Source organism: Shewanella waksmanii ATCC BAA-643 (assembly GCF_000518805.1).
Lineage (GTDB): Bacteria > Pseudomonadota > Gammaproteobacteria > Enterobacterales > Shewanellaceae > Shewanella > Shewanella waksmanii.
The window spans coordinates 32,333-47,744 of sequence record NZ_JAEH01000030.1 but is presented as its reverse complement, the minus strand read 5'-3'; the positions used below and the strand labels follow the sequence as shown (position 1 = coordinate 47,744).

Annotated in this window: 9 protein-coding genes and 2 pseudogenes; 7 read left to right on the top strand and 4 right to left on the bottom strand. The window is 47.4% G+C overall.

Annotated features, from left to right (window positions below; all coding sequences use genetic code 11):
- Positions 1-8: 8 nt before the first annotated feature.
- On the bottom strand, positions 9-824 hold the full coding sequence (locus L865_RS0113015; protein ID WP_028773649.1) for a substrate-binding periplasmic protein: 816 nt from the start codon (positions 822-824) through the stop codon (positions 9-11).
- Between the two features lie 77 nt (positions 825-901).
- Positions 902-1,774 carry an HTH-type transcriptional activator IlvY gene (gene ilvY, locus L865_RS0113010; protein ID WP_028773648.1) on the bottom strand — a complete coding sequence of 291 codons (873 nt, stop codon included), beginning with the start codon at positions 1,772-1,774 and terminating at the stop codon, positions 902-904.
- Between the two features lie 163 nt (positions 1,775-1,937).
- Between ilvY and ilvC the strand changes: the two are divergent.
- The 7 genes and pseudogenes from ilvC to L865_RS0112970 all read left to right on the top strand — a co-directional run bounded on the left by ilvC (position 1,938) and on the right by L865_RS0112970 (position 11,714).
- Positions 1,938-3,419, top strand: a pseudogene (gene ilvC, locus L865_RS23720) (ketol-acid reductoisomerase).
- 528 nt (positions 3,420-3,947) lie between these two features.
- Positions 3,948-5,621, top strand: a pseudogene (gene ilvG, locus L865_RS23715) (acetolactate synthase 2 catalytic subunit).
- Positions 5,618-5,860, top strand: coding sequence for an acetolactate synthase 2 small subunit (ilvM, locus tag L865_RS0112990; protein ID WP_028773647.1), 243 nt, complete (start codon positions 5,618-5,620; stop codon positions 5,858-5,860). Before ilvG ends, ilvM begins: the two are co-directional and overlap by 4 nt.
- A 41-nt stretch (positions 5,861-5,901) precedes the next feature.
- Positions 5,902-6,825: a branched-chain amino acid transaminase gene (locus L865_RS0112985; protein WP_028773646.1), complete on the top strand. Its 924-nt coding sequence runs from the start codon at positions 5,902-5,904 to the stop codon at positions 6,823-6,825.
- Positions 6,826-6,902: 77 nt separating this feature from the next.
- On the top strand, positions 6,903-8,753 hold the full coding sequence (ilvD, locus tag L865_RS0112980; RefSeq protein WP_028773645.1) for a dihydroxy-acid dehydratase: 1,851 nt from the start codon (positions 6,903-6,905) through the stop codon (positions 8,751-8,753).
- A gap of 1 nt (position 8,754) precedes the next feature.
- Entirely contained in the window at positions 8,755-10,305 is a 1,551-nt protein-coding gene (ilvA, locus tag L865_RS0112975) for a threonine ammonia-lyase, biosynthetic (protein WP_028773644.1), read from the top strand.
- Between the two features lie 266 nt (positions 10,306-10,571).
- Positions 10,572-11,714 carry a pyridoxal-phosphate-dependent aminotransferase family protein gene (locus L865_RS0112970; protein ID WP_028773643.1) on the top strand — a complete coding sequence of 381 codons (1,143 nt, stop codon included), beginning with the start codon at positions 10,572-10,574 and terminating at the stop codon, positions 11,712-11,714.
- 77 nt (positions 11,715-11,791) lie between these two features.
- Here L865_RS0112970 and L865_RS0112965 read toward each other — a convergent pair whose 3' ends face one another.
- Positions 11,792-13,723, bottom strand: coding sequence for a lipoxygenase family protein (locus tag L865_RS0112965; RefSeq protein WP_051484592.1), 1,932 nt, complete (start codon positions 13,721-13,723; stop codon positions 11,792-11,794).
- Positions 13,724-13,807: 84 nt separating this feature from the next.
- Complete coding sequence (locus L865_RS0112960; RefSeq protein ID WP_028773641.1) at positions 13,808-15,253, bottom strand: mannan-binding lectin; 1,446 nt, start codon at positions 15,251-15,253, stop codon at positions 13,808-13,810.
- Between the last annotated feature and the right edge of the window lie 159 nt (positions 15,254-15,412).

Sequence of the window (15,412 nt, the reverse complement as noted above, 5' to 3'; positions counted from 1 at the left end):
CAAAGCGGTTACTGATTCATCTTTTTGAGCTTGTTTAAGTGACGTTGCAATATTTTGTCTGTTTCACCGCTTTGCTGTAGCTCGGACACAATGCGATTAAATTGCTCTTCAATTACATGGTTATAGGCTGATTTTCTTGAGATCAGCATATGAAAAGGCTCTAAGCGAACATTGGGTACCGGCTGACTTTGAATTAAACTATCAAATTGATGCAGCTTATTTACCGCTAAGGTGCCTAACAAGGTTTCTTTCCGCGCTAAGAAAAACTCACAGCGGTTTCGTTTGAGCATGTCCGGAAGGTGGGCTAAATCATTGATTTCGTCAATCTGCTGTATTTGGGTTAAACCAAAGTTTCTATAGTTGAAACCTTTTATACCGCATACATGACCCAGTGACAGCAGTTGATCAAGATGGCCAATGTTCGGTGGATTAGCGTAATCGCTTTGTAGATAAAAGTAGCTTGGTGTTAGCGCATAATAGGCTTGCGTTGCAATGTAATCTCGCTTTCGTTGCGGATTAAGCGAGGCACTCATTGCGGCGTCGATAAGCCCCTCTCTGACCTCTTTTAAGCAGCGGCGCCAAGGCAGGGCAACAATCTTATACTCAATACCGGTTTCAGCAAAAACCTCAGCCAATATATCAACATCATAGCCTTGGGTGGCTTGTTTGTTGCCGTTGACTCGCTCAAAGTAGTTGTAGGGAGGAAACTCCGTATCTTCAACACAAAAGGTGAGATTAGGCTTGATAAATTCCTGTTCGGCGCTGGCATTTGGGAGTGACAAACTCAAGATTGCCAGCACAATCAGCTTGCATAATCGATCCATGAATTAAGCTACTTAGGGTGCGGTGTTCAGAGTATAGCAAAGCCTGAATAAGACGAGCTTAAATATAGTTGTTAGGCCTATAGCACTTTAAGGAATGCCGCCAATATCGGTTCATCACTGCGGTTTACGCGATAACAACAACCGAGTTCAAACGGGGCAATGGGCACCGGCGAGGTTAACAGTTGAATTCGGTCACGCACAGGGCTGTTTTGAATCACCACTTCGGGTGAAATGCTCACCCCACATCCCAACGCCACCATTGAGGCTATCGCTTCTTGGCCTGATACCTGTGCGTAAATGTTGGCATTTAGGCCTAGCTGCTTAAACCAAGTTTCGATGCGGCGACGGCCGGGACCAAACTCCGGAATAATAAACGGTAACCTGTCCCAAGGGATATAGGACTCGCTGAGGAGTTCTTGCACTTTACATTTGAAGGTTGGGGCGATGATAGACAGGGGGACATCATCGATTTTGGTGAAGTTAACCGAATCTGGCAGCGACTCTGGCAGGGCGGCAATACTGATGTCAGCTTGATTTTGTCTCACCATATCTACCGCGTTTGCGGCATCACCGGTATGCAGGGTAATTTCTACCAACGGGTGTTCATGACGAAAACGGTCAAGCAATGCAGGTAGGTGACTGTATGCCGCTGTGACTGAGCAGTATAGGTTTAGGCGGCCACGGAGCAGATCTTGTTTAGGGTCTAAACGGGTTTTAAGCTTGGTCCACTGGTCGAGCATCTGCTCGGCGAAATGACGATATTCCACTCCCGCATTGGTGAGGGCCACACTGCGGTTGTCACGCTGAAATAGTTTGGCACCCACTTCTTCCTCTAAGCGCTGCATGGCTCGGCTCAAGGTCGATGGGCTAACATGCATTTGCTGGGCTGTTTTGCCGAAATGCAAACTGTTAGACAAATGTAAGTACAACTTAATGGTGCGGATATCCATAGCGTGCCTCAGCGATTAACTTGGTGTTGCATTTTTTGCAATACTACATTTCGAATATATCATTTTAAGCAATCATATGCATGGGGTATAGTGATTTTAATCACAGCTTGGCCCAGTGGGTTAAGCCAGTTTCTAAATTTGTTTATTACAGGTGGAACATCAGATGGCTAACTATTTTAACTCTCTGAACTTACGTCAGCAGCTAGAACAATTGGCTCAGTGCCGTTTTATGGATCGTAGTGAATTTAGCCAAGGCTGTGACTACATCAAAGGCTGGAACATTGTTATTTTGGGTTGTGGTGCACAGGGTCTAAACCAAGGCCTTAACATGCGCGACTCAGGTTTGAATATCTCTTTTGCATTGCGTCCACAAGCGATTGCAGAAAAACGTGCCTCTTACCAAAAAGCGACTGGTAACGGTTTCCGCGTTGGGACGTTTGAAGAGCTAATTCCAGATGCAGACTTAGTACTTAACCTGACTCCAGATAAGCAACATACCGACGCTGTAAATACGGTTATGCCGCTCATGAAGCAAGGTTCAGTATTATCATATTCTCATGGCTTCAACATTGTTGAAGAAGGTATGTAGGTACGTGAAGACATCACTGTAATTATGGTGGCGCCTAAGTGTCCAGGCACTGAAGTACGTGAAGAGTACAAGCGTGGTTTTGGTGTACCAACATTGATTGCAGTGCACCCAGAAAATGACCCTAAAGGTGATGGTTTTGAAGTGGCTAAAGCCTATGCAAGTGCCACCGGTGGTGACCGTGCAGGCGTATTGCACTCATCATTCATCGCTGAAGTGAAATCGGATCTAATGGGTGAGCAAACCATTCTTTGCGGCATGCTGCAAACCGGTGCCATCTTAGGTTATGAAAAGATGGTTGCTGATGGTGTTGATCCAGGCTACGCCGCTAAGTTGATTCAGCAAGGTTGGGAAACAACCACTGAAGCACTTAAGCACGGCGGTATTACTCACATGATGGACCGTTTGTCTAACCCTGCCAAAGTTAAAGCATTTGAAATGGCTGAAGAGCTAAAAGGTATTTTAGCGCCGCTATTTGAAAAGCACATGGATGACATCATTAGTGGTGAATTCTCGAAAACCATGATGGAAGATTGGGCTAACGATGATGCCAACCTACTAAAATGGCGTAACGAGACCAACGAAACAGGTTTCGAAAATGCGCCAGCATGTGATGAGCATATCGATGAGCAAACTTACTTCGATAAAGGTATTTTCCTTGTTGCCATGATCAAAGCCGGCGTAGAGCTAGCGTTCGATACTATGGTGTCAGCGGGTATCATCGAAGAATCTGCTTACTATGAATCACTGCATGAAACGCCATTGATTGCTAACACCATTGCCCGTAAGCGTCTTTATGAAATGAACGTGGTGATTTCAGATACCGCTGAGTATGGCTGCTACCTATTCAACCATGCCGCAGTGCCTATGTTACGTGAATACGTACAAAACATGTCAAGTGAGTACCTAGGTGGTGGTTTAGCCGACAGTGGTAACGGTGTCGATAACGTGCGTCTTATCGAAGTCAATGACGCGATTCGCAATACTTCTGTTGAATTTGTGGGTGCTGAACTACGTGGCTACATGACAGAAATGAAGCGTATTGTTGAAGAAAGCTAATTTAAACAAACCAAAAGGTTAGATGGTGTCCAATCAGGTTACAGCTTTAACGGTTGACCTGATTGGTATCAAACCTCAAATCTATACATAACAGTTGCTTAGCTAGGCTAAGCCGCTGGCAATAATCTCACTGGATTGAGTAGGAATATCGCGGTAATGGTTGATTTTGGCTGGGTTGTTTAGCCTCAAAAATTGATTGTTCTGCGGTAATAAAACATTTTTGGTTGTGTAAATTGTGGTCTTTGTGGTATTGATTAAAGGGTTGTTGAGTCAAACACTCAACCATTACCAGATAACGCAAAGACACTATTTAGGAAATATCGATACTTATGTTTAACCAAGTCGCCCTACTCATTATTGAGATTATTACCGTCGTGATTATTAAATCACAGCGGGGGCTTCACTTGGCGCATCGACAAACCTAACTAGGTAAAGATTGCAACAAAAACCCCCGCTCCGAAAGGACCGGGGGTTTTTTGTTTTTCAGGCTTTGTAAACCCCAACCCAAATAAACGCAGGATAGAGCAGATGGAACAAGGGCAGATGATAAGAGGCGCAGACGCAGTCATAAAGGTGTTAGCTGCACATGGTGTTACCACAGTGTTTGGTTACCCAGGTGGGGCGATTATGCCAATTTATGACGCCCTTTACGGCGCACCTGTTGAGCACTTGCTTAGCCGCCATGAGCAAGGTGCTGCTTTTGCGGCTGTGGGGTATGCGCGGGCCAGTGGTAAAACCGGTGTTTGTTTTGCGACATCCGGTCCTGGCGCCACCAACTTGGTGACCTCGTTAGCTGATGCATTACTTGACTCTGTACCACTAGTGGCCATTACCGGCCAAGTTTCTACTGCGGTGATTGGTACCGATGCCTTCCAAGAGATCGACGTATTGGGTATGTCGCTGTCTTGTACTAAACACAGCTTTATGGTGACCGATATCAACGAGCTGATCCCAACCTTGTATAAGGCATTTGAGATTGCAGCATCAGGTCGTCCGGGGCCGGTATTGGTTGATATCCCCAAAGATATTCAGATTGCCCAGCTTGAATACAAAACCCCTTTGCAAGCGGTTGAGTAGCATTTGACAGTGGAGCAAGTTCAACTTGCCCAAGCCCGTGAATTACTTAGCGGTGCCAGCAAGCCAATGTTGTATGTTGGCGGCGGCGTAGGCATGGCGGGTGCGGTAGAGCAGTTGCGTGATTTTATTAAGCAAACTGGCATACCATCTGTGGCCACCTTAAAGGGCTTGGGCAGCATCAATCATGATGAACCCAGTTACTTAGGCATGTTAGGCATGCATGGTGGTAAAGCTGCCAATATCGCGGTGCAAGAATGCGATTTACTGATTGTGGTTGGTGCCCGTTTTGATGATCGGGTAACTGGGCGCTTAGCTACTTTTGCAGAGCATGCCAAAGTGATCCATCTGGATATCGACATTGCAGAGTTTGGTAAGTTACGTCACCCCGATGTGGCACTGGCGGGCGATTTGCGCCAGATCTTGCCGGCATTGGTGACGCCAATGAATATTGCCCCTTGGTGTGATGAAGTTGCAACGCTAAAACAAGCGCATCAGTGGCGATACGACCGTCCAGGTTCTTTGATTTTTGCCCCTAAAATGCTCAAGAGCTTGGCAGACAAGTTACCCCAAGACAGCGTGGTGGCCTGTGATGTCGGCCAACACCAAATGTGGGTTGCACAGCACATGTGGTTTAGACGACCAGAAGATCATTTATCAAGTGCTGGTTTAGGCACGATGGGCTTTGGTTTACCCGCGGCGATAGGTGCCAAAGTGGCTCGTCCAGATGCTGCGGTAGTCGCAGTATCGGGTGATGGGTCATTTATGATGAACGTCCAAGAGCTGACCACCATCAAGCGCCGACAAATTCCGCTGAAAATACTGCTTATCGATAACCAAAAACTGGGCATGGTGAAACAGTGGCAACAACTGTTCTTTGAAGAGCGGTTTAGCGAAACGGACCTCAGTGATAATCCAGACTTTGTCACGATGGCATCAGCATTTGATATTCCAGGTCGCACCATTACTCAAGCACATGAAGTGGATGCCGCATTAGATGAAATGCTTAACAGTGACGGACCATTTTTGTTGCATGTACGTATTGATGAGGCCCACAACGTTTGGCCGCTAGTGCCACCAGGGGCGTGTAACCGCGACATGATGGATGAGATGGAGAAACAAACATGAATTACAGCCTAGCGTTAACCTTACAATCTCAACCTGAAGTGCTTGAGCGCGTATTGCGCGTGGTGCGCCATCGAGGCTTTAGGTTAACTAATTTAACGATGGGCATTAACGACAGTGGGCAGACCCTGGTCGATATGCAAGTCAGAAGTGAGCGAGCCGTTGAGCTACTGACCCATCAGCTGACAAAACTTATTGATGTAACCGAGTGCAAGGTCGAAGCGACTAAGCCACAGTCTTAAAGCAGCAGTGCTTAATCGTTTAAAGGATAGGAATAAAGAATATGGCCGCGAAGAAAGCAGAATTAATATGGTTTAACGGACAAATAATGCCTTGGGGCGATGCCAAGGTACATGTGATGTCTCATGCATTGCATTATGGATCGTCAGTATTTGAAGGTATCCGTGTCTATGATACGCATTTAGGTCCGGCAGGTTTTCGCTTAACGGACCATGTGCAACGCTTATATGATTCAGCCAAAATCTACCGTATGCCCATTCCGTATACTTTTGAACAAACCATGCAAGCGTGTAAAGACAGCGTGCAAGCCAATGACTTACGTAGCGCATATTTACGTCCTCTTGCTTTCTACGGCGATGTTGGCATGGGAATTACCCCGCCAAGTGATGCCCAGTGTGACTTGTTAGTCGCGGCATTCCCATGGGGAGCATATTTAGGTGAAGACAGCATGGAACGCGGCGTTGATGTGGCGGTGACATCATGGAATCGTTTGGCGGCCAATACCATTCCGACTGGCGCTAAGGCGGGAGGCAATTACCTGTCTTCAATTCAAATCTCTACCGAAGCAAAACGCAACGGCTTTGACGAAGGCATTGCCTTAGATGTTAATGGCCTAGTCAGCGAAGGCGCTGGTGCCAATCTTTTCGTGGTAAAGAAAGGAAAGTTGTATACGCCTCCTGCTACCGCGGCTATTCTGATGGGGCTCACCCGCGATACCATCATTACACTGGCGCGCGAGCTAGGTTATGAGGTCGTTGAAGAAGCGATGTCGCGTGAATTTTTATACCTAGCAGACGAAATTTTTATGACAGGGACGGCGGCCGAGATAGTGCCGGTGCGCAGTGTCGATCGCATTGATGTAGGTGAAGGTAAGCGTGGTCCCGTTACTGCGCAGATTCAGCAAAGTTTCTTTGGCCTATTTAACGGTGAAACAGAAGATAAATGGGGCTGGTTAGAACCACTTTAAGCCTTGCTTGGTCAACCTATTTAATACCAATTTAATCCAAAGGTGACGCCACCTTTGTTACACAGGAAATTAGTGTCATGGCAAAATTACGTTCAGCTACGAGTACCGAAGGCCGCAATATGGCGGGCGCTCGCGCGTTATGGCGTGCGACAGGAATGAAAGATAATGACTTTGGTAAACCGATTATTGCCATCGCGAACTCGTTCACTCAGTTTGTTCCCGGACATGTGCATCTAAAAGATATGGGTTCATTGGTTGCAGGGGCCATTGAAGAGGCTGGCGGTATCGCCAAAGAGTTTAATACCATTGCCGTTGATGATGGTATCGCCATGGGCCATGGCGGTATGTTGTACAGTTTGCCATCGCGCGAGCTGATTGCCGATAGTGTTGAATACATGGTGAATGCCCATTGTGCCGATGCCTTGGTGTGTATTTCAAACTGCGACAAAATTACCCCGGGCATGTTAATGGCCGCTTTGCGCCTGAATATTCCAGTTATTTTTGTCTCAGGTGGCCCAATGGAAGCGGGTAAGACCAAGTTATCTGATCAACTGATCAAGCTTGATCTGGTTGATGCTATGGTAGCTGCGGCAGATGACCGCGTGTCAGATGAAGACAGCGAGAAAATTGAGCGTAGCGCGTGTCCGACCTGTGGTTCTTGTTCAGGTATGTTTACCGCTAATTCGATGAACTGTCTAACTGAAGCGCTTGGCTTATCACTGCCGGGTAATGGCTCTATGCTTGCGACCCACGCAGATCGCCGCGAACTCTTTTTAGAAGCGGGTCGCCGAGTGATGGATTTGGCCACGCGTTATTACAGACATGACGATGAGTCAGCATTGCCGCGTAATATTGCTAATTTTAAAGCGTTTGAAAATGCCATGGCGCTGGATATTGCTATGGGCGGTTCAAGTAATACCGTATTGCATCTGCTTGCCGCTGCTCAAGAGGGCAAGGTCGACTTTACCATGGCAGATATTGATCGTATGTCTCGCAAGGTGCCGCATTTATGTAAAGTGGCGCCGTCGACACCTAAATATCATATGGAAGATGTGCACCGTGCCGGTGGCGTCATGGGTATTTTAGGTGAACTCGACCGCGCAGGCCTGCTGCACAATGAAGTTAGCCATGTGGCGGGTGAAAACCTAAAAGCCGTATTGGCCAAGTATGATATTGCCCAGACTCAAGATGAGGCAGTACGCAAATTCTTCTCAGCAGGCCCTGCTGGGATCCCAACAACGAAAGCGTTTAGCCAAGAGTGCCGTTGGGATAGCGTCGATGATGACCGCGAGCAAGGCTGTATTCGTCGCCGCGAAAATGCTTTTAGCCAAGAAGGTGGCTTAGCCGTGCTGTCGGGCAATATTGCCCTAGATGGATGCATTGTCAAAACCGCGGGTGTCGAAGAAGAGAATCACATTTTCAATGGTTCGGCGCGGGTGTATGAGAGCCAAGATGATGCGGTAGCCGGCATTTTAGGTGGCGAAGTCGTGGCGGGTGATGTGGTGGTGATTCGTTATGAAGGCCCCAAAGGTGGCCCAGGCATGCAAGAGATGCTGTACCCAACCAGTTACCTGAAATCGAAAGGGCTCGGCACAGCTTGTGCGTTGATCACCGATGGTCGTTTCTCTGGTGGTACTTCAGGGTTGTCTATTGGTCACGTATCGCCTGAAGCTGCAGCTGGTGGCACCATTGCACTGGTTGAGACCGGTGACAGAATTGAGATTGATATTCCTAAGCGCAGTATTAAATTGGCGATTAGCGAAGTTGAACTGGGCGCACGCCGCGCAGCGATGGAAGCCAAAGGCAAGCAAGCTTGGAAGCCAGTTGACCGTCAGCGTCAGGTGTCTTTAGCGTTAAAAGCTTACGCAATGCTAGCTACAAGTGCCGATAAAGGTGCAGTAAGAGATACCAGTAAGCTGGAGGATTAATATGTTGGCACTTGCCTCGCAAACTCAGTTGGATTTAGCACATTATTATCTGCAAAAGATCTTGTTGTCTTCGGTCTATGATGTTGCCAAAGTGACGCCACTGTCTAGCTTAAATAAGCTATCAGCGCGGCTTGGGTGCCAAGTATTCCTCAAGCGTGAAGATATGCAGCCGGTGCACTCGTTTAAGTTACGCGGTGCCTACAATCGCATTGCTGAACTGAGCAGTGAAGAATGCCAGCGCGGCGTAGTGTGTGCTTCGGCAGGCAATCATGCCCAAGGCGTTGCCATGTCGGCCTCTGCGAGAGGTATTAGCGCGGTAATTGTGATGCCAGAAACCACACCCGATATCAAAGTCGATGCGGTGCGTCGTCTCGGCGGTACTGTGGTGTTGCATGGCCAATCATTCGATATGGCCAATGGCCACGCGCAGCAAATAGCGAAAACGGAGGGCCGGGTGTATGTTGCCCCGTTTGATGATGAAGCGGTGATTGCCGGCCAAGGCACGGTGGCGCAGGAGATGGTGCAGCAACAACGGGATCTGGAAGTGGTTTTTGTGCCTGTGGGGGGCGGCGGGTTAATTGCCGGGATAGCGGCTTATTACAAAGCGGTAATGCCACAGGTGAAAATTATAGGTGTAGAACCGCAAGATTCAGCTTGCTTAAAAGCGGCGCTAGATGCCGATAGTCGAGTGGTACTCGACCAAGTCGGGCTGTTTGCGGATGGTGTGGCGGTAAAACAGATTGGTGCTGAGCCGTTTAAACTGGCGCGCGAATATGTTGATGATGTGGTGACCGTTACCTCAGATGAAATATGCGCCGCTGTTAAAGATATTTTTGAAGATACCCGCGCGATTGCTGAACCTGCTGGTGCACTGGCATTAGCGGGTTTAAAGAAGTATGTTGGCGATCAAGGCAAGGGCGAGAAAGTGGCGGCCATTTTAAGTGGAGCAAACGTCAACTTTCATAGCTTACGCTATGTGTCTGAGCGTTGTGAGTTAGGCGAGCAGAAAGAAGCCATTTTGGCGGTCAAAGTACCGGAGCGGCCGGGTATTTTCTTACGCTTTTGTGAGTTATTGGAAAAGCGGGCAATGACCGAATTTAACTACCGCTTCTCTAGTCGTGACAGTGCGGTGGTATTTGCCGGTATTCGCTTATCTAACGGGCAAACGGAGCTCGATGAGATCATAACCAATCTCAACGGTGATGGCTTTGAAGTGCAAGATCTCTCTAACGACGAAACTGCCAAGCTGCATGTACGTTATATGGTGGGCGGTCATCCACCTGAAGCGCTCAATGAGCGGTTGTTTAGTTTTGAGTTTCCAGAGCATCCAGGTGCACTGTTTAAGTTTCTCACGACTTTGCAAAGCCAGTGGAATATTAGCTTATTTCACTACCGTAACCACGGCGCTGCTTATGGGCGTGTGTTGGCTGGGTTTGAAGTGCCAGACGCTGATGATGTTGCGTTTCAGCAGTTTTTGACCAAGTTGGGTTTTGTCTATCAAGAAGAAACCCAAAGCCCAGCGTATCGGTTGTTTTTGGATAATCGAGAATAAAGCCAACTTACTGAGATCAAAGGGCGCATTTGCGCCCTTTTTTATGCTATGTTGCTAATTCAAACACTAGTTTGAAATATGCTCAGGTGCCGATCAACAGTAGCCATAAGTCCAGTTGTATAACGCCATGGCAGTGCTTACTATGAGGTTCAAATAACAATAACAGCGCCTATTGAGACTAAATACGTAGGGAATGGGTTTACCGGCTTTTGAGGTAAACCAATCGTAGATATGAGTCAGCCTATTTACCTTGCAGAGGAATTAAGATGTTAGCAGCACCGCAAATCAAAGCCTTTACTCCCCCACGTCGAACATTGATGGGTCCAGGTCCTTCCGATGTTTACCCTGAAGTGCTGGCCGCTCAATCGCGACCAACCATAGGTCACCTTGACCCGCTATTTGTCGCCATGATGGATGAGCTTAAAGCCCTGATTCAGTATGCGTTTCAGACCGAAAATGCCATGACCTTGGCGGTTTCTGCCCCAGGTAGCGCGGGCATGGAAACCTGCTTTGTTAACTTGGTTGAAGCGGGGGAAAAGGTCATTGTTTGTCGCAACGGGGTATTTGGTGAGCGCATGCGTCAGAATGTCGAACGTATCGGTGCTACGGCGGTGATGGTGGACAACCCTTGGGGTGAACCCGTCAGTGTGGCTGATGTAGAAGCGGCGCTGCAAGCGCACAGCGATGCCAAGTTCTTAGCTTTTGTGCATGCAGAGACCTCTACTGGGGCATTATCTGATGCCAAACAGTTATGTGCATTAGCTCAGCAACATGATTGTTTGACGATTGTAGATGCAGTGACCTCACTTGGTGGTGTTGAACTTAAAGTTGATGAGTGGGGCATTGATGCCATTTACTCTGGCAGTCAGAAATGCCTATCTTGTGTGCCCGGGCTCTCGCCAGTGTCTTTTTCAGCTAAGGCTGTGGAAAAATTAGCGGCCCGCAGTACACCCGTACAAAGCTGGTTTTTAGATCAAAGCTTAGTGATGGGTTATTGGAGTGGCGATCAGGCTGCTGGCGGTAAACGCAGTTACCATCATACGGCACCAGTAAATGCGCTCTATGCGCTACATGAATCACTGCGTTTATTGGCCGAAGAAGGCTTAGAGAATGCCTGGCAGCGCCATGCACAGATGCACCAAGAGTTACGCGCTGGGCTGACTGAGCTTGGATTAACTTTTGTGGTAGACGAGCAAAGCCGCCTGCCGCAATTAAACGCTGTGTATATTCCCGATGGTGTGGATGATGCTGCAGTTCGAAGCGAGTTGCTCAATCGCTATAACTTAGAAATTGGCGCCGGTTTAGGGGCGCTTGCTGGTAAAGCTTGGCGTATTGGTTTGATGGGTTTTGGTGCTCGTCGCGAAAATGTCGCCCTGTGTCTAAAAGCGTTGCAAGATGTTCTAAAGTAAAGCTGCTGCATTAAACCGCTGGGTGTTACACCACGAAACAAGGCCGATAATGATTATCGGCCTTGCTGTATGTGGATTTAAATATTGATACTCATCGGGATACGGCTCGGCAACAGGTGGGTATAAGGGATATCACGTTGCTGACGATTACGTTGGTTTATCTGCTGTTCAATCTCTTGTAAATGTTGCTGAAAGCGGCTCAGTGCTCCATCTTCACCACTGACTTTTGGATCTTCAAACCAATCTAAATAAGGGAAGTCATTGGTTTGGTAATGGCCCAGCATGCGATAGTACACACCACCCAGTAAATGCAAAAAGTTAAGTTGCTTACTGGCAAGGCTTAATGGACTCATGGTTGCTAGCCATTGTTGCTCGTTAGCCCCTTGTGGATCTTGGTCACCCCAGATAGAACCAGATACCGCCGGAGCATAGGTCATAATACTGCTTTGGGGGAAGTTCACTGCGGCATGTTGGGCACTGGCAGTAAATACGACCATTGTTAACACTTCAACCAGTTGGGCTTTATTCTCAATCGTCGTGAAGCCTGCAACCTTACCTTGCTCGATAACGTCCGCTGTCCAAGCCGCAAGTTCAGTGTCACCAATAACGTCGCTATCGTGTTGATAGTAAATATTAACGTATTGATTTAGCCATTGATTGATTGCCTCCCAAATCAAAAGCGCATCGTCTCGATAAGGGTAGTTAGGCAAGATATTGGCATCGGCAACCCCACGGCGAGCTAGGTCATTGGGCAGCATATTGGCGTAAAAGTCATAGGCTAAACGGTCATTGCCCGCGGCTTGTTGGCTGTAGGTGATCTCAGCGGCAAAAATCTGATCAATCGGGCCGCCTTCAGCAATTAAGCTACCGGTGGCGGAGTTGTTGATGAACAAAGTGCCTTCAAAATGCGGGGTAAGCAACACATTAAGTGGGTGACTTTTAGCGAGATTACGTTGGGTGGCGATGGCGAAGGGCTCTATGAGCAAATGAGTACGTGCTAAGTGAACAAACAGTTCATGGTAGTTACCTTCAGACATCTCGACGATGCTTTTAGCGGTTTGCCACGGCCAGTATTGCTCGTCTTGTGGGTTTTCCGTTGCGTAGACAATTTCGCTTTGCTGCGGATCTTGGCTACGCTGAATCGCTACAGGTACCAAGGCATCGCTGTTGATGGGACGTGCCAGTAATACCAGTGGTGCAAACAGTTGTTTTGCAAGGCCATCGTAGAAACCAGGGTTATCGACCAACAGTTGCAGTTCGTGATAGTCGAGTAGAAATAATCTTTGCTCACTCAAGGCCTTTGCAATTGAATCGCTATCGCCCATGTATTGCTGGTAACCGTCGTCTGTAACCGGAAATTTAGCAGGGACTTCGCTGATGCAGGTAATCAGCATTGGGTTAGGACCCGCTACACGGTAGTAGGCGAACATTGCATCTGATTGGAATTGTTCTGCAACATCACTGAGCGCTATGGTATTAAACAGCTCTTTGTAGGCCGCAAGCGTATTGTCGGCACTATTGGATATTTTGTCTTGGTGACGCTCAACAATCAGTTGCAGTGTTTTAAGTTCAGCGCTGACATTGCTGAAGTTGAGATTGAGCAAATGTCTGGCTTCTACTAAAACATTGGTGAGCCAACTAGCCGCTGATGGCTGTTGTTGATCTTGGTATTTTTGGCGGACACCGTTTAGATTATCGCGGATATGACCTAAGGTGCTTAAATCATCGCTATCGTCATCTTCGATAGAGTTAGCTAGCGTATTTTCAACCACTTGCAACGCCACTTCAATGACCTTAATGAACCAAGCTATGGTTGGTTTATCCGCTTCTGGTACCGACTCTGCCATCGGCACACCTTTAACACTTGCCACGTCAGTATCCCAAATATAGGTTGTTTTGGCTTCGGCAAGTTGTATTTCTCGAGCTTCTTGCTCAGATGGTGAATCATGTTGGGGCAGGCTAGGTGAAGTTCGTGGATGGTCGTTGTGACCAAAAGTTATGTTGAACATGATGATTGCTCCATGCATTTATCATTAGCACAATAGGCTAACCCAGTGGTTAGCCTATGATTATGTTTTAACTTGAAGGTGAGGTTATGGGCAGCAGCCACAGACGGTCATCGGCAGTTGAGCCCTGGTTTTGGCATCTTGATTGGTCCACTGTCCGTGCCAAGTTAGCGACTGTGCATTACACACTTGCGGACAGGCTGCTTCTGCTTGGCTTTGACTGTTGATGACTGATTTGGCTTGGAAATCTTGGCATTGCCCATCAATGACATCGTCAAAGATGTGACTTAAATTTGCGCCGTAGGCGGTGTTGCTTTTACCTGAGTCCGGGGCATTGTAGTTGTGGCACACAAAACAGTTGAGTGTGCCTTCGCCAGTGTGTGGATCACCTTGGAAGGTGGTTTCCATTACGGTATTGGCTAATTTTAATGAGCCGCGTTGGTTACTGGTATCGCTAGAGCTTTTATTAATATCCGATATCCATAGCGCACCAGTAACTTGATAGTTTTTCCAAACTTTCATGCTGGTGGGAAGGTTGGCACTGGCTAGCAGTTGGTTTTGTAGGCTGTCATTGAGCTTTTCAATGAGGGCGATGTTGAGCCAGTCTCGGCTGCTTGTATCGGTGCTAGCTTGGGTGCCAAACGGGAACACCTGGCAGATATCATTGGGCTGAACGTCACTGGGTAAGCTAATGGAAGTAGACTTTAGGGATTGATTGAGGTTATTACAATCTTTGATGTTTTTAGCACAAGCCTGGCTGGTAAAGTCATAAGCAGATTGCTGGGCGCCTATTTGATCGCACACCACGGCATTATTACTGTGATCTACCGTAACCCAAACCATTTCGGGGTGATTGTCAGCAGTAATAACGATGTGCCAGCCAACGAGTCCTAGCTGCTGCGGTTGGTCATTAATGATGGCGGTGGTTTGATAGTACTGTTGTGGATCATCGTCGGCCGTCATGATTCGCCAAGCCATTTTCAGTTCTAGTGTTTTACCAGGAAAGTTTGCCTGCGACTGAATGGCTTTAACATCACATAGGTTGCGGGAAAAGCGTATTTCATAAAACACCACATTACCTTGCTGATCGTAGATGGCATCGGCACCGGCCTGATCGATTCGTTCTGGCATTTGAAACGGCGAACTGTCATCGGCTGATTTGATCATGCGCAGATTAAAGGAGTGCGCCGGAGCGTCTTTATCACAAGAGTTAGTACCGCTTAACTCTAGAAGTGGAAATCGGCTGGTATTTTCCCAGTTGGCCTGGCTGGTTTTAGCTGATTGTGGTGAGATCAGGTACAGGAACCAATCTTCTGCAAACTGGTAGAACTCACAAAACTCCGGGTCACCGGTGACAGGGTTATTGGCGATATTATTCGGCAAACTATCATAGCCTTGCTGCCACCAATTGGCGCTCTTGCTGAAATTACAATCTTTAACTTGCTGCGGGTTACTTAGGTTAGCACTGTGCACTGGTAGGCTTATCAGTATTAGTGCGACCATTGCAAAAATACACTGATATAGAGGTTTCATGTGTTACTCCATTATGGGTTTTACGACACACCCTTATTTAATCAATAGGGATTGTTACTCAACCAGGGTAAATGGTTACTACATGAGTAATTTAGTTATAGTGTTATTGTTTTAGGTTTTATAAATAATCATTTTTTCGTGAAAGTGATTACCGCTATA